General features: G+C 52.5%; 22 protein-coding genes. 14 read left to right on the forward strand and 8 right to left on the reverse strand.

The window, feature by feature from the left end:
* Positions 1 to 33: 33 nt before the first annotated feature.
* Complete coding sequence (locus ACP3TY_RS07185; RefSeq protein ID WP_426619580.1) at positions 34 to 582, reverse strand: short chain dehydrogenase; 549 nt, start codon at positions 580 to 582, stop codon at positions 34 to 36.
* Positions 583 to 715: 133 nt separating this feature from the next.
* Between ACP3TY_RS07185 and ACP3TY_RS07190 the strand changes: the two genes are divergently transcribed.
* Positions 716 to 955: a hypothetical protein gene (locus tag ACP3TY_RS07190; RefSeq protein WP_346637920.1), complete on the forward strand. Its 240-nt coding sequence runs from the start codon at positions 716 to 718 to the stop codon at positions 953 to 955.
* A gap of 177 nt (positions 956 to 1,132) precedes the next feature.
* On the opposite strand, the gene ACP3TY_RS07195 is transcribed toward ACP3TY_RS07190, so the two are convergent.
* Both ACP3TY_RS07195 and ACP3TY_RS07200 read right to left on the reverse strand, forming a co-directional pair.
* Positions 1,133 to 1,354 carry a hypothetical protein gene (locus ACP3TY_RS07195; protein ID WP_346637919.1) on the reverse strand — a complete coding sequence of 74 codons (222 nt, stop codon included), beginning with the start codon at positions 1,352 to 1,354 and terminating at the stop codon, positions 1,133 to 1,135.
* 84 nt (positions 1,355 to 1,438) lie between these two features.
* Positions 1,439 to 5,575, reverse strand: a complete 4,137-nt coding sequence (locus ACP3TY_RS07200) for a CheR family methyltransferase (RefSeq protein ID WP_426619581.1) — start codon at positions 5,573 to 5,575, stop codon at positions 1,439 to 1,441.
* Between the two features lie 308 nt (positions 5,576 to 5,883).
* Between ACP3TY_RS07200 and ACP3TY_RS07205 the strand changes: the two genes are divergently transcribed.
* A complete protein-coding gene (locus ACP3TY_RS07205; RefSeq protein ID WP_426619582.1) occupies positions 5,884 to 6,186 on the forward strand; it encodes a hypothetical protein in 303 nt (100 codons plus the stop codon).
* A gap of 261 nt (positions 6,187 to 6,447) precedes the next feature.
* Here the strand turns inward: ACP3TY_RS07205 and ACP3TY_RS07210 are convergent, their stop codons facing one another.
* On the reverse strand, positions 6,448 to 6,870 hold the full coding sequence (locus ACP3TY_RS07210; RefSeq protein WP_426619583.1) for a low affinity iron permease family protein: 423 nt from the start codon (positions 6,868 to 6,870) through the stop codon (positions 6,448 to 6,450).
* 400 nt (positions 6,871 to 7,270) lie between these two features.
* On the opposite strand from ACP3TY_RS07210, the gene ACP3TY_RS07215 reads away from it, so the two are divergent.
* From ACP3TY_RS07215 to cydB, 11 genes are all read left to right on the forward strand, one after another.
* The gene (locus tag ACP3TY_RS07215; RefSeq protein ID WP_346637915.1) at positions 7,271 to 7,519 is read left to right on the forward strand and encodes a hypothetical protein; all 249 of its coding nucleotides are present in this window, start codon (positions 7,271 to 7,273) and stop codon (positions 7,517 to 7,519) included.
* A gap of 13 nt (positions 7,520 to 7,532) precedes the next feature.
* Entirely contained in the window at positions 7,533 to 8,042 is a 510-nt protein-coding gene (locus ACP3TY_RS07220; RefSeq protein WP_426620441.1) for a CinA family protein, read from the forward strand.
* Positions 8,039 to 8,557: a hypothetical protein gene (locus ACP3TY_RS07225; protein WP_426619584.1), complete on the forward strand. Its 519-nt coding sequence runs from the start codon at positions 8,039 to 8,041 to the stop codon at positions 8,555 to 8,557. Before ACP3TY_RS07220 ends, ACP3TY_RS07225 begins: the two co-directional genes overlap by 4 nt.
* A 7-nt stretch (positions 8,558 to 8,564) precedes the next feature.
* On the forward strand, positions 8,565 to 9,011 hold the full coding sequence (locus ACP3TY_RS07230; protein WP_346637913.1) for a DUF421 domain-containing protein: 447 nt from the start codon (positions 8,565 to 8,567) through the stop codon (positions 9,009 to 9,011).
* Between the two features lie 90 nt (positions 9,012 to 9,101).
* Complete coding sequence (locus ACP3TY_RS07235) at positions 9,102 to 9,329, forward strand: PLD nuclease N-terminal domain-containing protein (RefSeq protein ID WP_426619585.1); 228 nt, start codon at positions 9,102 to 9,104, stop codon at positions 9,327 to 9,329.
* Between the two features lie 132 nt (positions 9,330 to 9,461).
* Positions 9,462 to 10,346, forward strand: a complete 885-nt coding sequence (locus ACP3TY_RS07240) for a manganese catalase family protein (protein ID WP_426620442.1) — start codon at positions 9,462 to 9,464, stop codon at positions 10,344 to 10,346.
* A gap of 223 nt (positions 10,347 to 10,569) precedes the next feature.
* The gene (locus ACP3TY_RS07245) at positions 10,570 to 11,499 is read left to right on the forward strand and encodes a ZIP family metal transporter (RefSeq protein ID WP_426619586.1); all 930 of its coding nucleotides are present in this window, start codon (positions 10,570 to 10,572) and stop codon (positions 11,497 to 11,499) included.
* Between the two features lie 153 nt (positions 11,500 to 11,652).
* Complete coding sequence (locus ACP3TY_RS07250) at positions 11,653 to 12,153, forward strand: ferritin-like domain-containing protein (RefSeq protein WP_426619587.1); 501 nt, start codon at positions 11,653 to 11,655, stop codon at positions 12,151 to 12,153.
* 167 nt (positions 12,154 to 12,320) lie between these two features.
* Positions 12,321 to 12,554 carry a DUF2934 domain-containing protein gene (locus ACP3TY_RS07255; RefSeq protein WP_346637910.1) on the forward strand — a complete coding sequence of 78 codons (234 nt, stop codon included), beginning with the start codon at positions 12,321 to 12,323 and terminating at the stop codon, positions 12,552 to 12,554.
* A gap of 175 nt (positions 12,555 to 12,729) precedes the next feature.
* Complete coding sequence (locus tag ACP3TY_RS07260) at positions 12,730 to 14,121, forward strand: cytochrome ubiquinol oxidase subunit I (RefSeq protein ID WP_426619588.1); 1,392 nt, start codon at positions 12,730 to 12,732, stop codon at positions 14,119 to 14,121.
* On the forward strand, positions 14,118 to 15,119 hold the full coding sequence (cydB, locus tag ACP3TY_RS07265; RefSeq protein WP_426619589.1) for a cytochrome d ubiquinol oxidase subunit II: 1,002 nt from the start codon (positions 14,118 to 14,120) through the stop codon (positions 15,117 to 15,119). Before ACP3TY_RS07260 ends, cydB begins: the two co-directional genes overlap by 4 nt.
* A 10-nt stretch (positions 15,120 to 15,129) precedes the next feature.
* Here cydB and ACP3TY_RS07270 read toward each other — a convergent pair whose 3' ends face one another.
* The gene (locus ACP3TY_RS07270) at positions 15,130 to 15,660 is read right to left on the reverse strand and encodes a cupin (protein WP_426619590.1); all 531 of its coding nucleotides are present in this window, start codon (positions 15,658 to 15,660) and stop codon (positions 15,130 to 15,132) included.
* A 37-nt stretch (positions 15,661 to 15,697) separates the two neighbouring features.
* Complete coding sequence (locus tag ACP3TY_RS07275) at positions 15,698 to 15,955, reverse strand: hypothetical protein (protein WP_346637906.1); 258 nt, start codon at positions 15,953 to 15,955, stop codon at positions 15,698 to 15,700.
* Positions 15,956 to 16,354: 399 nt separating this feature from the next.
* Here ACP3TY_RS07275 and ACP3TY_RS07280 point away from each other — a divergent pair, with 399 nt between their 5' ends.
* Positions 16,355 to 16,609, forward strand: coding sequence for a hypothetical protein (locus ACP3TY_RS07280; RefSeq protein WP_426619591.1), 255 nt, complete (start codon positions 16,355 to 16,357; stop codon positions 16,607 to 16,609).
* 1 nt (position 16,610) lies between these two features.
* Here the strand turns inward: ACP3TY_RS07280 and ACP3TY_RS07285 are convergent, their stop codons facing one another.
* Complete coding sequence (locus ACP3TY_RS07285) at positions 16,611 to 17,021, reverse strand: response regulator (RefSeq protein ID WP_426619592.1); 411 nt, start codon at positions 17,019 to 17,021, stop codon at positions 16,611 to 16,613.
* 267 nt (positions 17,022 to 17,288) lie between these two features.
* Positions 17,289 to 18,512, reverse strand: coding sequence for a zinc-dependent alcohol dehydrogenase (locus tag ACP3TY_RS07290; protein WP_426619593.1), 1,224 nt, complete (start codon positions 18,510 to 18,512; stop codon positions 17,289 to 17,291).
* Between the last annotated feature and the right edge of the window lie 23 nt (positions 18,513 to 18,535).

Genomic DNA, 18,535 nt, shown 5'->3' on the forward strand with positions numbered 1-18,535 from the left:
AGGGCGCTTCTCCAGGGAATTCACGAAGGACGACTACCTCAGCTTTCGAATAGGAAGGCGTTTAGCTTGTTTGACCCCAAACAGTATTCCTAGTAATAGCGCTGCGCCCGCCGCCAGGAGTATGGGATAGGGATGTTTACCTGACATCCAGACGCTCTCAACTCCGTGTTGATCGCTTGGCGAAGTAGGGCGATGTTCCGGTGACGATGGATTGCGACTGATCGGAATGTCCGAGGGATCGATCTCTGCTTCGTAGGGCATTCCGTTTAAAGGTAAACGCGCACCGTCTGCAAGAATGAGGGTTAGGCCTTCTACAGTGCCGGCGAGTCGATTGGGGAATACTGGCTCACCAGTGGGGTCAAGCTCATCGTAATAAAACTGCTGACCTTCCAGCCAACCTATGGCCGTCATCAATTCGGGGCCAAGGTAATATTTCCCGTCGAGGAAGAAGCCTGGGAAATGTCGTGTACGTTCGAGACTTTCTACGATGTAACGCTCGCCCGCCTTCATACCGGTTGCTGGGTCAATCATGATGAAGCCCTCAGATTCGCTGGTGTTGCGATAGAGGATAGGAGCTGGCACAACGTTCCATCGAGATGACTGAAAGGCTGAATGGAAGAATGGCGACGGTCGGTGAGCCAATTAATCGAACACTCGAAATGCTAATCCTCTCCAAGCTACATGCCCCCACCGTTGAGGGTACTGAGAGGTGTGTATGAATCACGATCCTAAGCTTCAAGGGGGTATGGGTGAGGACGACCCAATGCCCACTTCACCTGATCCATTGAGCCCTGGGCGCACTGAAGTTGATCCCATGAAAGAAGAGGGGATTGACGAACTGCCAGATAACGAAGGTGAGCGTCCGCTTGATGATGACGATATCGGGCTAGACCCTGAGCGTGTGCGGGAGGAAACGGATAATGCGGTGATGGATAAACAGCAGGATCCACGCTAAAAGCCAGATATTCCTTCTACGACTCTTTGAAACAAGCGGGTCAGGGATGGCCCGCCATATAAGAAGAACAGTTAGCTGCTCTATCGACTCGATCTTAGTTAATACTTAAAAGCGAGCAGCAAGATTCGAGAGCGCCGATAGAGCTGTTCATGAAGGTGTTCAGTATGAGCTGATACCCTATGATTGGCGTAGCCGGTAAATGGCCTCAGTGATCCCTTGAGCATTTTTGTCCAGCGTTTCCATTGCTGTCACTGCGTTGATCGCAGCATTCCCCGCACCGTTCTCCGAAAGCCATTTCGTGACCTCTTCAATTGCTGCGCATATTGCATGCTGGTTATGCAGTAGCAACGTAAGAGCGTCAGCTGCAGCTACGTTTGCTTCAAAACTAGACGATGCCACAAGTATCTTCCCTTAGTGTTCTGTTCGGAGCCTAGCGGAACTGTGAGAGCATGCGAAATTTTGCATTCTGCTCTCTCGCCAGAGTTAGGATGGTTTACCAGCCGCAGTAACCAATCCCCAAATCAACGTTGTCAAATCCTCCATGGCTACCGGTTTCCCGAGAGACGCGTCAAAGCGGCCTTCCCCTTGGTACTGAGCCCCCTCAGCTGCACCGTAGCCTGTCAGAGCAATTGCCGGCACGGCTGCGTAATCCGGTAACTTACGTAGCGCAGCAAGTAGCTCATGACCATCCATGTGCGGCAGTCCGATGTCCGAAATGATTACATCGGAGCGTTGCGTTTGCGCGATTTCCAAGGCTTTGGAAGGATGGTCAAGTGCAATAACCTCCGCGTCCTCTAATTCGAGCAGTAGCTGAAGTGCTTCCAGTACCTCAGGCGAATCATCGACGAGGAGTACACGAATCCCAGCCAACTGACCCTCGTCGCTCTCGGCGTCATTGCTGGCATGTTGATGGGGTGGTTCGGTCAGCGGCAGTTCTACGGTAAACCGTGATCCCTTGCCCGCGCCCTCAGAATACGCTTGTATCCTGCCGTGGTGGCTTTCAACCAGTTGCTCGACCAACGCCAAGCCAATTCCCAAACCGCCTCGGTGCTGGCCCGAAGGACGATGGTCGGCCTGCCCGAACATCTCGAAGATGCGTTCCAGTTGATCCTTTTCTATACCTGGCCCAGTGTCGATCACTTCGATACGTACTGTCTGCTCCAGCTTCGTCGTGACAACTTGCACTGTACCTTCAGCAGGGGTGAACTTGATGGCGTTACTAATCAGGTTCCAAATGATCTGTTCGATCCTGGTCTGATCCGCATGGATGAACACACCTTGTTCGGGCGTCTTAAAGTGAATCGTGCAGCCGGGCTCTGCTTTCAGTACGACTTGCTGAATTTCATTAAGCACCACCACCAGATCCAGTGGTTTGCATTGCAACTGCAGCTTGCCATTACGTACCCGAGCCACGTCCATTAGATCGTCGATGATGCGCGCTTGGCTGGCTACCGCGTCAGTGATGGTGGTGATCGCCTTTTGCAGAGTCGGATCCTTCCTCGCAACTGGAAGTCGACGTGCCACTTGGGCGTTGAGCTGAATAAGGTTCAACGGGTGTTTGAGCTCGTGCGACATCACCGCAAAGAACTGATCTTTTTGCTGGCTGGAGTTCAGCGATGCCTTAAGGCTTTGCTGTTGCTCCTGGTGCAATTTGATATGGTCAGTCAGATCGCGTGCGATTTTGACATAGCCTTGGAAGCCTTTGCTCGCCAATGCGGTGACCTCGCCGCTGCAATAAAACTTGCTGCCATCCTTGCGTGCGTGCCAGCGTTCATCGTCACTACGGCCTTTCGTACGGGCTGTTTCCAGCTCCAATTCTGGAACACCTGCGCGCTGATCCTCGGCGGAAAAGATGAAGCGAAAATGCTGACCTTCTGCCTCGTCACGGCTAAAACCAAAGGTGTTCCTCGCCCCGTCGTTCCAGTCAGTGATGAAGCCCTCTTCATTAAGCACGATGATCGCGTAGTCATGGGTGCTTTCTGTGACCAGGCGCATTCTTTCTTCGCTCAAACGAAGCTCTTGCTCAGCCTCCCGCCGAGAGGTGATATCAATAAAAGTCAGAACGATACCGCCTATCTGATCCACATTGGAGCGATATGGCAAGATTCGCGCTATGTACCAGCGGTCATCGGTACTTGCGACTTCGCGTTCGATGCCCTTGAGAGTCTCGAATACTGACATGGCATCCTCGGCCATTCCGTCGTATTTGAGGCGATGAGTGATATCCAGCAAGGGCCGACCGGCGTCTACCGCCAGCATGCTAAAAATATCCGTTGCTCGAGGGGTGAACCATTTGATTCGAAGCTCTCTATCAATGAAAACAGTGGCAATGTCGGTGGAACTGATCAGGTTGCTCAGGTAGTCGTTGACTTGGTCTGTTTCCTCAACCTTGATCTTCAGCTCGTGGTTAACAGTGAGCAGTTCTTCGTTGATTGATTGCAATTCCTCCTTGCTGGTTTCCAGCTCTTCGGACGCTGAGCGGAGCTCTTCATTGATCGCCTGCATCTCCTCGTTGGAGGCCTTCAGTTCTTCGCCCGAGACTTCCGACTGCTCAATAACGTCCTGAAGTTGCAGCTTGGTACGTTGCAACTCCCGATCCAGATTAGAAAGCATTTGATTTTCAGACTGAACGGATGCGTTGGAATTGACGTTTTGTTCGTCTATTTCTTGCTCGCTGAACGAGATGTAAAGACAGTTCAGCTCTGTTTCAGCATCCGTGAACGGGTGAACCTCGATCTGCACCTGGTAATGCTGTCCGTCGCGTTTATGATTGACCGGGCGGGCCCGAGTGGACTGCCCGGATTGTTGAGCTTGGTAGATGGTAGTGCGTAGTTCCAGGCGCAGATCTCCGCTCACTAGCGATAGGAGATTATTGCTGACCTCGCCGGTCATATGCTGCAGATATCGACCAGCGCCCTGACTGATGTAGAGCACATCGGCTTCGCTGTTAACGATGATGCTAGGTGGGGAAAAGCGTTCTGCAGCGCGCTGGAAGAGTTCCACCGTGGACGGCTTTTTCACTGGTCGTGTGTCACTAGGCAGAGATGATGCAATGGTGCGCGCATAACCTCCACGGGGCATGGCAGGTAGTCGATGTGTACTCGGGCCGCCGCGAGCACGAAAAATGCGATTCTTTTTGTCAACGGTGGTGAAAAGTTCAGGGCAAGCATCTGCTGATTCAGAGGTGCCGAGAAAGAGGTATCCACCAGAACGCAACGCAAAATGGAACATCTGCAAAATTTCGCGCTGAATGTCGCGGTCTAGATAAATAAGCAGATTCCGACAAACGATCAGATCTATCTGAGAAAAAGGTGGATCAGCCAACAAGCTGTGTTTGGCAAATAGAACTCGTTCACGAATATCCTTGCGGACGCGATAATTGGCATCTTCTTTGATGAAGTATTGCCGTAAGCGTGCAGGTGAGACATCAGTAATGATTGCCTCGGAGTACAGTCCTGTACGTCCGGTACTTATGGCTCGGTCGTCGATGTCGCTAGCGAACACCTGGATTTTGAAATCAGACGACGTTTCAGCTTTGTAATCATTAAGCAGGAAAGCAAGTGAATAGGCTTCTTCCCCTGTCGATGCACCTGCCGACCAGACTCGGATCTCATGGGCGCTGTCAGTGTCGTTTTGGCGCGCGAATAACTGGGGAATCACCTCTCGTTCCAATGATTCAAACGATTCACGGTCGCGAAAGAAATTGGTTACTCCGATGAGCATGTCATCTAGCAGTGCCTTGGTCTCATCGGCGTGCTCACAGATGTAGCGATAATAGGCAGGCAAATCAGGCTGCGTAGTTACTTGCATGCGCCGTTCGATACGGCGTAAGACCGTGGCACGTTTGTAATGCTTGAAGTCATGGCCGGTAGCTGCGCGTAGCTTGGTGAGGATATCAACCAACGCTTGCTCTGCCTGTTCGACAGCCCGCTCATCTAGCTCAGGAGGAGTGCCCGGCTGCATATCCGCAGCATTTGGGAGTTGAATTCGCTGGGCGTTGTGCCATAGGTTCAGAATTTTCTGCGGCATCTCTACAACTGGTAATACGAAATCGACTTTATGAGTATTGATCGCCGCCTGCGGCATCCCCTCAAATTCGGCATCCTCGGGATGCTGGGCTAACGTGACACCGCCTTGCTCCTTGATACGTGACAAGCCAACGGCTCCATCAGATCCCGTACCCGACAGCACGAGACAGAAAGCGTGTTCTTTGTGAGCGTCCGCGAGATCGCGAAAAAACAGATCAATGGTTACATGTCGCCCGCTTCTAGGCTCTGAAGGCAAGCCACGAAGATAGCCGTCGTTCATCGAAAGGCGCTGCGCGGGAGAAATCACATAAACATGATTGCGTTCGATTGGCGAAGCGGAAACCAATTGGATGACCGGCATCTTAGTTCGGGTAGCGATCAGTTTTCCTGCACTGCTTTGATGGTCGGGTGACAAATGCATAACCACCACGAACGCCATACCGCTGTCAGCTGGCATATGTTCGAAGAATTGCTGAACAGCCTGCAAACCACCTGCAGAAGCTCCAATACCTACCACCGGAAAGCCTAGATGGCTGGGTTGAATATCCTGTCGCTGAGGACGATCTGCACTTGCATCATTTTCGGTGTTCATCACGTAAGTCCTATCGTGGTCGCGCGTTATGGAAATCACCTTTAGAGCCAGCCTGTCAGCTGGTTGTCCTTGGCGAACCACAATCTGCAGAGAGCGAACACCTCGAAAGGAGATATTCAATAATAGCCCATAGAGAGCGTGCGGGAGACCCTTTTACGTACTGCGGATGCTTTGAAGTGTAAGACAGACCAAGCGAGTTTTATCGAGATAGATTGGCCCACTGGCGAGCGAACACAATCCAAAGTCCTCTGTATGACAAACACATTGGTCTACGGCGTTAATTAGTTGGGAACGTGACGGTGAAAGCAATGGCAAACCGCCATTCATCCAAAGGCCTGAACCCTACAGCTGTTTTTGTTTCTACTGCACACATCGTGGAGATTTTCATCATGTTTGAAGACAGAAAAGCACACGCATTGACGACCTGGAATCAGCTCCTGGAGCACCCTGAGATTCGAATGAGCGCCCCGGAGCAGTACGACGAATTGTTACGCCTTGCTGAGGAATATTGCGAGGAAGGATTTATAACCCGAGAAGATCGTCGACGGATGATTGAGAAGGCTACCGAAAACTATCTGCGGGCAGTGGACGGTCTCGTCCAAGGCAGTTAAGGGCATGGCGGGCAAAATCGCAGGGCGCCCATCTGTCCGAGGACTATTAGATGATGTCGCCCTGCGTGCTGAAATTACGTGTCGCGCAGGCCACCCAGGGATGAGTTGATTGAGTGGCAATCGACAAGGTAGACACAAAAGACATTTACTCAGTAGGTCTCTTTCCACTGGCGGCTTCATCGCAACTTTCGCAGGCAAAAGACGTAAATGACTTCAGCAATGCCGAGAAGACTTTCACCCTTGCAGGCCTCTTGGGTCTGATTAAGACGTTTTGGCTTGAGAAGGTGCTTGAACAGGAAGCACCTCAACCATGCCGGGTGTGTCTAGATTGACCTGATCATTTTCACCGAGAGAACTGTACTGATCCCGGAGCTTTCGGAGGTCTTTTGACCCCATCTTCTCCAGAGACAACGTTGCGTTTTGTGCGTCTTTAGTGGCTCGAATCAACTCGTCGATTTTGAGATGCAAAATGTCGTTGTCACGGTTTTGCGTGTTCTGGATCAGAAAAACCATCAGGAAGGTGATGATGGTCGTCGACGTATTGATGATCAGCTGCCATGTATCGTTGTAGTGAAAGTATGGGCCCGTGAGTGCCCAAACTCCGATTAGAACGATGGCCAGTAAGAAGGTTTTCGAGCTGCCTGCCCAGTTGGAAAGCGCTTGGCAGAAACGTGCGAATTTCATGATTGCGAACTCTCGGTATATTCATGAAATAGACAACCTATGCGCCTGAAATACTTTATTACATTTTGACCTTTCGTCGGACTCCTTTATCACGGGATCAGCTCCATCCACCTCAGACCATTATAAGTTTGCTGGCAGTTCTTCACCCACTAAGCCCGTCTTAGCTCACAGGGTCAACAAGGTGAAAAACCATACAATTCGTTTACGCGATCCATTGACGGAAACCAGTGTGCAGACCGGATCTGACAGGTCACCCGCCACTACGCCAACGAGCACAGATCTTTCTCGCGGGGCTAAGCGACTCTTTCCACTTTTTCGTTCCGGCATTTGCTTTTCGTCAGACATTTTGAACCTAACTCGAAATCGGTCGCTCAACTGGGAAATGTTCGAGGTGAGCGAGATGAACGTTTTAAAGAACCAACTGACATTTGCCCAAGAAACCAAATTACTCGCTTTGGATGCGTGGCATCGCGCCCTAGAAAATCTTGAATTGCGGAGGGAATGCCCAGACGCCTATCACGACGAACTGCTGCGCCAAACGGATGAAATGGATCGCATGGGAGTTCTCAGCTGGGACGAGTGGCGAGACCTGAGACGAGAAGCAGATGACGCGTACCTGCATGCTGTCGCTGGAGACGATTACCACTGAGGCTATTCAGACCATGTCCATTGCTAGCGACACTGTCCAGTACATGCGTGATCACGCATTGGTGATCACAACAGCGGAATCGTGTACGGCAGGCAAAATTGTCACACTGTTATCCGAGGTAGAGGGCAGCGGCGAGTTAATTGAATCTGGCTACGTCGTTTACTCACCCCAAGCGAAAGAGCGACTACTCCATGTCAGCCCGCAAACTATCAAAACCTTCAACCTGACTAGCGTTGAAGTGGCTAGAGAAATGGCTACGGGCGCCTTGCGAGATAGCACCGCAAATGTCGCAGTTGCGGCTACCGGAATACTGGGGCCGGACGATGTCGATGGAATCCCTGCAGGCACAATTTGTTTTGCCTGGGCGTTTCAGTCGGATGATGACTGCTATGTCTTCAGTCACGAACACAGATTCTTCGGAGAACGTTGTCAGGTTCAGGCAGAAGCGACGGAATATGCATTGCAATGGCTACCGCATTTTCATCGTCGAGCACGAGCTGGCGAGATGGGTAGAGCCTCATGAGCGAACATTCCGATAATGCAGATCTGAGAAGCCGCGAATATCCGATTCGCGAGGACATGGCCTATCAACTGAAGGTCTGGCGTTTCGAGCGCGTTGGCTGGTACATATTGGTTTTAGTCGTTTTGATGGGGTTGATGGGCGTCTTTTCCAGAGGCTTGCTCAGTTCAAGAGATGTTCGCAGTGAGGACGGTAAAGTCAGAGTGGAATATGAAATGTTCCATCGCAATGGCTCGACTAACTCGATGAAAATCACTTTGAGTTCAACGCCAGATTCTCAGGCAGAACTAGAGCTCGCAGGTCAGCTATTGGAGGGCTTCAGTATCGAAACTCTACAACCCGAACCTCTGCGATCAAGAAGTTCTTCACAGGGCATCATGCTCTGGCTACAGACCGACCTTGACGGTCGAGCGACGCTATACATCACCCTGCGAGGGGATGGTCTTGGCTTCTACCGCAGTCAAGTCTCTTCACCGGGCACCAATGGCATAAAACTTGTGCAGTTCATTTTTCCTTAGGTGATTTATGGATTCGGTTTTGCGTGCTGGTGCGATGTATGTGGCCCTCATGGTGCTCTTCAAGATCGCTGGACGGCGCTCCTTGGCGGAACTGACAACCTTCGATTTCATTCTGTTACTGATGATCGGTGAGGCGACTCAGCAAGCCCTATTGGGCGATGATTTCTCGCTCACTAATTCTGTAATCGTCATAGTCACGCTTGTCGCCATCGATGTTGGCTTGTCCCTTCTCAAGCAGCGCTCGCGGTGGATCTCACGGCTGATTGATGGCGAGCCGACCATAATCGTAGAGAACGGAAAACTTCTCCACGAACGCCTTCGTCGTGCGCGTTTGCTAGAAGCGGATGTAATGGAGGCTGCACGTTCCAGCCAAGGTATTGAGAAGCTGGAAGAGATCAAGTTCGCAATCCTAGAGCGCAACGGCAAAATCTCCGTCATTGCCCAAGAAGACTGACTCGGCTGGGTCAATATGTACTGGCGGAATTACTCGAACGCCTCTGGATTCGTGGAGCCTAAGCATTATCAGTCTGAGGAGGGCTTAACCATGTCGGAAGCTACCAGCTATTTTGCAATTGCCGTCGCGGTGATCATTTTGCTCGTTGATCTGTGGGCTATCGTAAGCGTGTTTCGTAGCGACAAGACGGTGGGAGTCAAAGCCGTTTGGGCTATCGGGCTTATCATCTTCCCAGTCATTGGGTTAATCGTCTGGGGTGTTGCGGGGCCTCGTGGGATTAAAGAGGGCCCTTCATCGCCAGAACACAGTAAGGGGTAGTCAGCAGCCGTCTGTCGTTAGCGCAGAAGGTTTTTGAAATTAACCCAGATGCATTTGCTTCAGATGATTGTGGGTTGGCATTCGGTCTTCTACCGAGTGAATCGCAGCCCCTATTCGCCTGAGGAGAATGTCATGTTTATACATAACAAACGACTTCAATACACCGTGCGGGTTGCCCAGCCAAATCCTGGGTTAGCAAACTTATTACTGGAGCAGTTTGGGGGAGCTCAGGGCGAGCTTGCAGCGGCCTCACGCTACTTCACCCAAGCCTTGGCAGAAGATGATCCAGGCAGAAAAGATCTGCTAATGGATATCGCCACCGAGGAGCTCAGTCACCTTGAGATCGTAGGGTCGATCATCGTGATGTTGAATAAGGGTGCCAAAGGTCGAATGGCCGAAGGTGTCGAGGAGGAAGGAGAGCTTTATCGCGCCATCAACGGCGCCGGCAACGATTCCCACATCACCAGTTTGTTGTACGGCGCCGGTGCACCTTTGACTAACTCGGCAGGCGTACCTTGGTCAGCGGCTTACGTCGATACCATAGGCGAACCTACGGCAGACATGCGTTCAAATATCGCCGCTGAGGCGAGGGCAAAAATTGTCTACGAGCGTCTGATGAATGTTACCGACGATCCGGGTGTGAAAGAGGCCCTCGGATTTCTGATGACGCGTGAAATCGCCCACCAGTTATCTTTCGAAAAAGCATTGCACTCCATCCAGCCAAATTTCCCTCAGGGCAAACTGCCGGGCATGCCGGAGTTCACCAATGTCTACTTCAACATGTCACAGGGCGAAAGCAGCACTCGCGGCCCTTGGAACGAAGGGGACGACTGGGACTTCGTGGAAGATCCGGTACCTGCAGTGGACGGTGGGGACGGCACTGCATCTGTGCAATTGAGCGCTGAGGAAGAGGCGCTGCTGATGGATATGAAAGCTAGGACGATGTCCGTCCCAGACAGCAACCCAATCACGGGGGCGGATCTAGGGGCGGGGGTACAAGGTGAACCACAACCTTGAAGGAATACCCGCACGCCATCTGGCGTGCGGTTTTCCATCTAATTCAGAGGGGAATCACATCATGGCTAATAGAAAATCAGCGATTCGGAATCTAACTGTTCCGAAGATGCTCTTTGCCACTAGCGTCGCTTTTGACCGTGAAGCGCAGCGCGTATCCAGGCAGTTCCTACGGTCGCTTTCCGCATCAGCTGAAAATATCGATTCAAGAAAATAGGAAGTTTCCATGCTCGAGCCATTGAGCTCATCAGGCGCACCGCCCCGTTCCTGGTTCGCCCGGTTCTCAGGATCTGGGTGGGGCGGGCGCGCCTTCTGGTCAATTCTGATTGGCGTAACTTTGTTCTTACTCATCAGCGGGTATGGCGCCTTTGTCGGTTCCAACAAACAAAATCTGCACTTCGCATTTCTCGGTGGCATGTCAGGTTTCGCTGCGACGGCGATAGGTGCCGTCATAGCGATTGCGTTACGAGACATCGCCGCCCGCACACAAGACATCATGCTGGGCTTCGCCGCCGGCATGATGCTGGCCGCCAGTTCCTTCTCGCTCATTCTCCCGGGTATCGAGGCAGCTCAGACGCTTTGCGGAAACCAATCGCTCGCAGCATGCGTCGTTGTGGCGGGATTGGGATTGGGCGTTGCACTGATGGTTGGCCTTGATCGTTTCGTCCCTCATGAGCACGAGAAAAGCGGGCGCCGGGGGCCGGACGCGCGGCGTATTAATCGTGTTTGGTTGTTCGTTCTGGCAATAACTCTGCATAACCTGCCCGAAGGCATGGCTATTGGAGTGAGCTTCGCCAACGGCGATATGAAGGTCGGACTGCCGCTCACTACTGCCATCGCCATTCAAGATATTCCCGAAGGTTTGGCGGTCGCATTAGCATTGCGCGTGACGGGCATCTCGGCACTGCGTGCGGCGCTGATTGCAGTCGGTTCAGGGTTGATGGAGCCGATAGGCGCCATCGTCGGCTTGGGCGTTTCCAGCAGCTTTGCATTGGGCTATCCCATTGCGCTCGGCTTGGCAGCTGGAGCCATGATTTTCGTGGTGTCTCATGAGGTAATTCCGGAGACGCACCGCAACGGTCATGAGACTCCCGCGACCCTGGGACTGATGCTCGGTTTTGGGGTGATGATGTTCCTGGATACCGCTTTGGGTTAGCGATGAGCCTTTTATCCGTCACCCTGAAACTTTCCGGAACACCTTTTAAATCAGGCTGGTCATTCTTCATGCACGGCAAATTTTACATGCGTGTCGATCCCATGCGGACGCTTCACCAGGCGACGCCAATACTGACCAGAAGGAAGTTTAGAAATGGCTAGAAAAACTGTCGAAGACTTGTTTATCCACGAACTCTCCGATGTTTACAGTGCGGAAAAACAAATCACTAAAGCGTTGCCGCGCCTGGCGAAAGCGGCGACCAATCCCCTGTTGGCTGACGCGTTTACCTCCCACTTGGAAGAAACCCAAGGCCAGATCGAGCGTATTGATCAACTGGTCGAGCTTACCGGTATCAAACTGAAGCGCATGAAATGCGTGGCGATGGAGGGGCTCGTTGAAGAGTCGAAAGAGCTCCTGGAAGAAATCGAGAAGGGAGCCGTCTTGGATGCGGCGTTGATTGGTGCGGCGCAGAAGGTGGAGCACTACGAAATAGCAGCCTACGGCACCCTGATAGCAATGGCCAAGCATCTAAAGCTCGACGACGCGGCAGCCTTATTAGCAGCAACGCTTGCTGAAGAAAAAGGTGCGGACGAGAAACTGACCAAGATTGCGGAGCAAGGTGGTAATCAAGCAGCGACCATGGATTCTAAATAAACGGTATCAGCAAACGTGCTGGTCGACGAAGGCGGGATTTCGTCGACCAGCCTCGATAGAAAATCATGATCAATTCAAGCTCGATCCAGTTCTTACGAGCTTGATGCGCTGATCCATGGTGCCGAATTTTCCTAACTAGCTCCAGGATAGCCAAGCAGGAGAAAACGATGATTGATGAATCGGTAATTAGAGAAAGGGCGTATGCACTCTGGGTAAAGGATGCTTGCCCTGAGGACGCTGACCTTTTTTATTGGTTTCTTGCTCGAGAGCAGCTTGAAACAGCGCTCAAGCGAACTTCCATCGAGAGTGATGTGTGCGATGGAAACGATAAGTTTTTTAACAAAATCGGCAAGAAAAAAAATGAAGTAAATTTACGTTCTAGGAAGCGAGAGTCGGCGTGAGAACGATTTTTCCTTCTTTTTTTGATCGCCAATTAGTCAGGAAGAGTCAACGGGCAATATTTTCGGACAAGTGCTACGCCTGTATCCACGCATCCATTTGACTCTTCGCGCAGCTAAGCTACGAGCGTGCGTTGCGAAAATTTCCGCAAATGCAGGCCAACCATTAGAGGGCTGTATGGATGCGATTGATTCGGCGCTCATGGCAGCGCGTGCCCAGTTCGCGATTGCCATAAGCTTTCATATCGTGCTGGCAGCCTTCACCATTGGTTTGGCCAATTTTCTCATGGTGCTCGAGGCACTGTGGCTGTGGCGCAGGCGAAGGATCTACTTGGATGTCTACCTTTACTGGCTAAAGGTGTTTGCGCTCAACGTTGCGGTAGGCACAGCGTCGGGTCTGATTTTGGAGTACCAATTCGGATTGAATTGGTCACGCCTCTCGACCCAGGCGGGAGACATCCTAGGGCCGTTGATGTTCTACGAGGTACTGGCGGCATTTTTCCTGGAAGCAGGTTTTCTCGGCATCATGTTGTTCGGGTTGAAGAGGGTGGGCCCTAGGCTGCATTTCTTCGCCACCTGCGCCGTCGCAATTGGATCTTTGATCAGCGCCTTTTGGATCCTGTCAGCCAACTCCTGGATGCAAACACCCGCCGGCTATTCAATTGGAGTCGATGGACGTTTTATTGCCGAAAACTGGTGGGCGATCATCTTCAATCCTTCGTTCCCTTACCGGCTTGTGCATATGACATTGGCCGCGATTATAGGCAGCGCCTCGCTGGTAGCCGGTTTTAGCGCTTGGCAGTTGTTGCGTGTGCCACAAAACCCGCGAGCCCGGCTTGCTTACTCCCTGGCGTTGTGGGTGGTTGCGTTGCTGACGCCTGTGCAACTACTGGTGGGCGATCTGCATGGTGAGCACAGCCTTAAAGTTCAGCCGCAAAAGGTTGCCGCCATCGAAGGTTCCTGGACACGACCAGCGGAAGGAGAGGGGGAACCATTACGTTTATTCGCCATTCCAAATATGGCTGAGCGACGCAACCATTGGGAAATAGCGATTCCGCGCGTAGCGTCGTTGTACTTGCGACATGACCTAAGCCGTACTATTGCAGCGCTTGATGAATTCCCGCCTGAGGACATACCACCTGTGCCCCCCGTGTTCTTCGCTTTCCGTGTCATGGTCGGATTGGGACTATTGATGCTGGGGCAGGGGTTAATCAGTCTGGTATTACGCTGGCGGCATCGCTTGTACTCTGCGCGTTGGATGCTCCGAGGGAGTGTGCTGATGGCGCCTGCTGGATTTCTGGCAATGCTAAGTGGTTGGGTTGTGACAGAGGTTGGCCGTCAGCCCTTTACTGTCTATGGATTGATGCGAACTGCTGACAGTCTGTCTTCGGTGTCTCGTCAGCAGGTGGTAGGAGCGACGTGGACAATTTTGGCGTTTTATCTGGCGATCGTCGGCGTGGGTTTCTGGGTACTGCTGCGACTTTTGCGGGAACCACCTCACGAAGACGAGCCTGGGCCTCAACCCTCTTTGGCCGACGAGACGGGTAATCCTGAGGGCAAACATCGATGATGGACAATGACTGGATAACACTACTGTCCGCTGCGGCGCTGGGGTTTTCGGTTTTGAACTACGCGCTGTTGGATGGCACTGATCTTGGTGTGGGGGTGCTGCTGGGCCTTACTCGTTGCAGTAAGCACCGACGTGTCATGGCGGTGACTATCCTTCCGATTTGGGATGCTAACGAAACGTGGCTAGTGCTTGGTGGCGGCGGACTGCTGGCGTTGTTTCCGCTGGCTTACGCTGTCCTGCTGCCGGCGCTTTATTTGCCGTTTATCGCGATGTTCCTGGCATTAATTCTTCGCGCGGTCGCGCTGGAATTTCGCGATTACTCGAAAAGCTATCGTATGAAGCGCAGGGTTGATGGCTTGCTGCTGATAGGTTCACTGCTGGCCGGGACAACTCAGGGGATTGTGTTGGGAACGTTTGTACAAGGGGTGCCGAATCAGGATGGGCAGTACAGCGGGAACGGCTGGGAGTGGTGGGGCCTATTTCCGCTATATTGCGGCGCTGTGCTCGTAGTGGGTTACATGTGGTTGGGCGCCTGCTGGCTGTATTGGCGTACTGTCGACGATCTGCAATGTAGGTCAGGCCGACAGGCAAGGGCGTTGGCCATCGTGACCATAATGCTTTTGGCCGTGCTGGTGGCCTGGACAGCGACGCTGGATGCTCAATATGCGCAACGGCTTTCCAATCGACTTATCTGGTTGCCGGCGGCAATGCTGCTTACTGCATTGCTGTTCAGTTTCGCCTTGAGCTTTCGAAGCCGCCGGCAATATCTGCCGCTATTCGCCGCACTGGGAATTTTCATCTTGGCATTCGCATTGATGGTCGCAGCGCTCTTTCCATTGATTGTCCCGCCTAACCTGACCTTGCAAGAAGCAGCCTCAAGTCCCACCAGTCAGATTTTTATGCTGGTCGGGTTCGCCGTGCTGATCCCGGTGACGCTCCTCTACAACACCTACGGCTTCAGAGTGTTCAGCGGAAAGGTTCGCGCCATTCGTGATTGAGTGCAATATATCAACCTTGGCCAGCCCAATACCGGTGTACGGCGCCTTGCGAGCCTTGCACCGGATCTTGGTCGGGAAACGGCAGCGTGTGGATGCTCGCCAGTTGAGCATTGGTGGGGGCCTCTCGGCAGATATCTGCACGTTGCCCCGGCGGATAGGCACCGACTACCAGAAAATCTTCACTTGAATCTAAATTGCAATGGCCGGTGCCGGCAGGCAATAACAATACGTCGCCTGCGCTGACTTCAAGTACATGACCCTCCGGGCCGCCCAGCATCAGTCGAGCTCGACCGCTGGCGATGCCAAGCACTTCATGGCCTTCGGTATGGTAGTGGTGGTAGCTGTAAATCCCATATCGCCATTGTGATGGCCACCCATTGGCGATGAAGGTTTGCTCGAACAGCGCAGCCGGGTCATCGCCCTGAATTGCAATCGCGTTGGGGTAAATGAGTACCGCCAGGCGCGGGTTGTTGGGAACCCATTGGTTGCGTTCAAACATCAGGATTTGCACGGTAGCTGTCTCAGCTCGTAGTTTGTTCATTCAAGGATCTCCGAAACCCTGATGTGGCAATGGAATTTCATACATCGATCTGTAACTCCAAATCAGCATTATCCAATTTGCGGGCGTGGGCCACCGTACCGGTCAAGCGTTCTCCCGAAGAGAGAATCACGGTCAAGGAGTGAGCCTTGTGTAGATCATCAGGTACTGGGGATAGCACCTGCACCTGGAAGGCACCTGGCGTAATGGGAGTGATGAGTACGTCGCAATCAATAGTTTTGGCGATAGGGCCGAAAAGGGTGTCGTTTGAGTAATTCAAACGTGCGCGCTTAGTCATGGATATGTCCTCTGACGCCAGGTTTTTAAAGCATCATTTTTGTGCTCCATTTGTTTTCTAGACGACACCCACGACAGATGAGTTCAACGCCAGGGAGTCATGATTCCTTGCTTGATGCCTTCAACCGTGCGCTCTGGGCATCCCAGGACGCGACCTACAATCGTGGCGGATAGACCACGAGTGTTTCGACGCCAGTGCCCACGTCTAGCAGGGCGATTGCCGGTCTAATTGGCGAGCTACGCAGCGAGATGGCGGCACGCAAAACTAGGTTCGAATCGAGAGAGCGCAGAGCCCACGAGCGTTGAGCGGATCCATGCACAAGGATAGCCGTCGAAAACTGCCTTTGATGTCAAACTGGCATCAGTCATACTATGGCTTCATTTTCATGGAGCCCGTCCCGTGTCCTCCGATAGAACACAGCAACTTGAGCAAGCACTTCTAGCCGTCATCGCGGCAGCCACAAAGATGGGTGTGAGCTGTGATGCACTATGTGCAGAAGCGGTTGGCGGCCTGATGGCAGATCGTTACTGGCAGTGGTCGCTCACGGAGCATAAAAACGGCGCTGCTGATGAGATAGAGGAGGCACTCACCAAACTTCTGATGAGAGGAGTTACAAAGGCGAACTCGACCTACCTCGCATCTCCGATCCTGTAAGTCAGGCTTTGTGAATCGCGATGCCAGGTTGTAATAACGTCGCCATAGCGATCACGAAATCATCCAGCGACCACGGCTTGTGCAGATAGATGCTAGAGGCTGGAACAGCTTCTGGATCTATCAAATATCCAGAGGTCAGAATTGCTGCAATAGATGGCCATCTACTACTTACCATCTCGATGAACTCGATCCCCTGGATCTGGCCAGGTACGCCGTGGTCTGCGATCACTAGACGGCACTGTTCATGAGTCTGAAGCAGGTAGGTTAACGCATCATCTGCCGTCTCAAACGAGATTGCCCGTCCTCCGACTTCCGACACAATTTCTTCCATTAGTGCTCGCAAGGTCGGATCATCTTCGATGACGATCACCGTTCCTTCGATAGGCAAGAAACCTTCCCACTGGACGATCAATCAAAGATCCCTTAGCCGAGCGCTCTTGGCCGGCGTCTGATGAGTCAGTTTTTGAGTTTATTCGCATTTCGGTATTTTGTGACTCTTCTTCGGGTTGATTTGATGACACAGATCACATCTAGACTTGAGTACCTGAACGAACTGAATAGGCGAGGCCGACCAGGGTGGAAAACCGTTACCATTTTTGGATCGCCCCCCAAATGAAAAAAGGACGAGAGCTTTCGGTAAAAAACCGAACCATCTCGTCCTTTTCACTTACCGGTAGACTTAGGTAGTCAACGGTGTTGCGCTGCTATCGGTCTGCGGAATAGCGATGTGGCTATCGCTGGGCGTCAGAATGACTTTTCGGCAGTCCTCCTCTTTTTTATCAAAGATTTTATATCCCTCAGCGGCCTGTTCCAGTGACATGCGATGGCTAATGATGACTTCTGGTGCGAGACGACCTGTCTCGATGTGATCCAGGAGCTCGGGTAGGAAACGGTGCACATGGGTCTGCCCCATTTTGAAGGTCAGCCCCTTGTCGAATGCGTCTCCGAACAGGAAGCCATGGATGAACCCTGAATAAACGCCAGGGACACTGACGACGCCGCCGCGTCGAACGGCGGCGATGCACTGACGTAAAGCCTTGCCGCTGCTGCCCTCAAGCTTGAGTGTCGCGAGAACTGTTTCCGTCGTACTACCTTTTGCTTCAAACCCTACCGCATCTACGACGCCATCAACTCCCCGCATTCCTTTGGTTTGCCGAATGATCGTATCTGCAGGATCGTCGTCTTCATCGAAGTTGATCGGAATTACACCGTATGTTTTCTGTGCGTATGCCAAGCGGTAAGGATGGTGATCGACCATGAAAATTTGGTCGGCACCGAGCATCCTTGCACAGGCCGCGCTCAACAAACCGACGGGCCCTGCACCATAAATTGCTATGCTGGAGCCCTTACCAATCCCTGCGTTAGTTACAGCCTGATACGCCGTGGGAAGGATGTCTGAAAGAAAAAGAACCTTTTCATCCGACAGTGTCCCCGGCACCTTAAACGGCCCGGTGTTGGCTTTCGGTACGCGCACGTATTCGGCTTGCCCGCCAGGAATGCCGCCGTACATATGACTGAAGCCGAACAGCGCGGCTCCTGGTGGTATCGCCTTTTTATTTATGATCGCTCCGCGCCCTGTATTTGTTGTCTCGCAGGCCGCGAACAGATCCATTGCGCAGAAGAAACAGCTGCCGCAGGCGATTACAAAGGGAATTACCACGCGGTCACCGGGTTGCACGGCGGTCACCGCAGAGCCTGCCTCTTCAACGATCCCCATGAACTCATGGCCGAAGATATCGCCATGCTCGACAGTTGGAATCTTACCCCGATAGAGATGGAGGTCAGATCCGCATATCGCCGTAGCGGTGACCCGCAGGATGATGTCATCACTTTCCTCGATAACCGGATCGGGAACCGTGTCGACTTTGACGCTGTGCGCGCCGTGATAGGTGAGTGCTCTCATGACGTCTTACCTACTTCAGCTGG

It is taken from the genome of Pseudomonas rustica (assembly GCF_049959085.1).
Lineage (GTDB): Bacteria > Pseudomonadota > Gammaproteobacteria > Pseudomonadales > Pseudomonadaceae > Aquipseudomonas > Aquipseudomonas rustica.

What these genes read in the sequence shown, in the direction of transcription:
- ACP3TY_RS07270 (WP_426619590.1), bottom strand. Translation starts at nt 15,660, where the DNA reads ATGAACAAACTACGAGCTGAGACAGCTACCGTGCAAATCCTGATGTTT.
- ACP3TY_RS07225 (WP_426619584.1), top strand. Translation starts at nt 8,039, where the DNA reads ATGAGCGAACATTCCGATAATGCAGATCTGAGAAGCCGCGAATATCCG.
- ACP3TY_RS07205 (WP_426619582.1), top strand. Translation starts at nt 5,884, where the DNA reads ATGGCAAACCGCCATTCATCCAAAGGCCTGAACCCTACAGCTGTTTTT.
- ACP3TY_RS07200 (WP_426619581.1), bottom strand. Translation starts at nt 5,575, where the DNA reads ATGAACACCGAAAATGATGCAAGTGCAGATCGTCCTCAGCGACAGGAT.
- ACP3TY_RS07290 (WP_426619593.1), bottom strand. Translation starts at nt 18,512, where the DNA reads ATGAGAGCACTCACCTATCACGGCGCGCACAGCGTCAAAGTCGACACG.
- ACP3TY_RS07255 (WP_346637910.1), top strand. Translation starts at nt 12,321, where the DNA reads ATGATTGATGAATCGGTAATTAGAGAAAGGGCGTATGCACTCTGGGTA.
- cydB (WP_426619589.1), top strand. Translation starts at nt 14,118, where the DNA reads ATGATGGACAATGACTGGATAACACTACTGTCCGCTGCGGCGCTGGGG.
- ACP3TY_RS07275 (WP_346637906.1), bottom strand. Translation starts at nt 15,955, where the DNA reads ATGACTAAGCGCGCACGTTTGAATTACTCAAACGACACCCTTTTCGGC.
- ACP3TY_RS07245 (WP_426619586.1), top strand. Translation starts at nt 10,570, where the DNA reads ATGCTCGAGCCATTGAGCTCATCAGGCGCACCGCCCCGTTCCTGGTTC.
- ACP3TY_RS07240 (WP_426620442.1), top strand. Translation starts at nt 9,462, where the DNA reads ATGTTTATACATAACAAACGACTTCAATACACCGTGCGGGTTGCCCAG.
- ACP3TY_RS07230 (WP_346637913.1), top strand. Translation starts at nt 8,565, where the DNA reads ATGGATTCGGTTTTGCGTGCTGGTGCGATGTATGTGGCCCTCATGGTG.
- ACP3TY_RS07220 (WP_426620441.1), top strand. Translation starts at nt 7,533, where the DNA reads ATGTCCATTGCTAGCGACACTGTCCAGTACATGCGTGATCACGCATTG.
- ACP3TY_RS07250 (WP_426619587.1), top strand. Translation starts at nt 11,653, where the DNA reads ATGGCTAGAAAAACTGTCGAAGACTTGTTTATCCACGAACTCTCCGAT.
- ACP3TY_RS07235 (WP_426619585.1), top strand. Translation starts at nt 9,102, where the DNA reads ATGTCGGAAGCTACCAGCTATTTTGCAATTGCCGTCGCGGTGATCATT.
- ACP3TY_RS07190 (WP_346637920.1), top strand. Translation starts at nt 716, where the DNA reads ATGAATCACGATCCTAAGCTTCAAGGGGGTATGGGTGAGGACGACCCA.
- ACP3TY_RS07260 (WP_426619588.1), top strand. Translation starts at nt 12,730, where the DNA reads ATGGATGCGATTGATTCGGCGCTCATGGCAGCGCGTGCCCAGTTCGCG.
- ACP3TY_RS07210 (WP_426619583.1), bottom strand. Translation starts at nt 6,870, where the DNA reads ATGAAATTCGCACGTTTCTGCCAAGCGCTTTCCAACTGGGCAGGCAGC.
- ACP3TY_RS07215 (WP_346637915.1), top strand. Translation starts at nt 7,271, where the DNA reads ATGAACGTTTTAAAGAACCAACTGACATTTGCCCAAGAAACCAAATTA.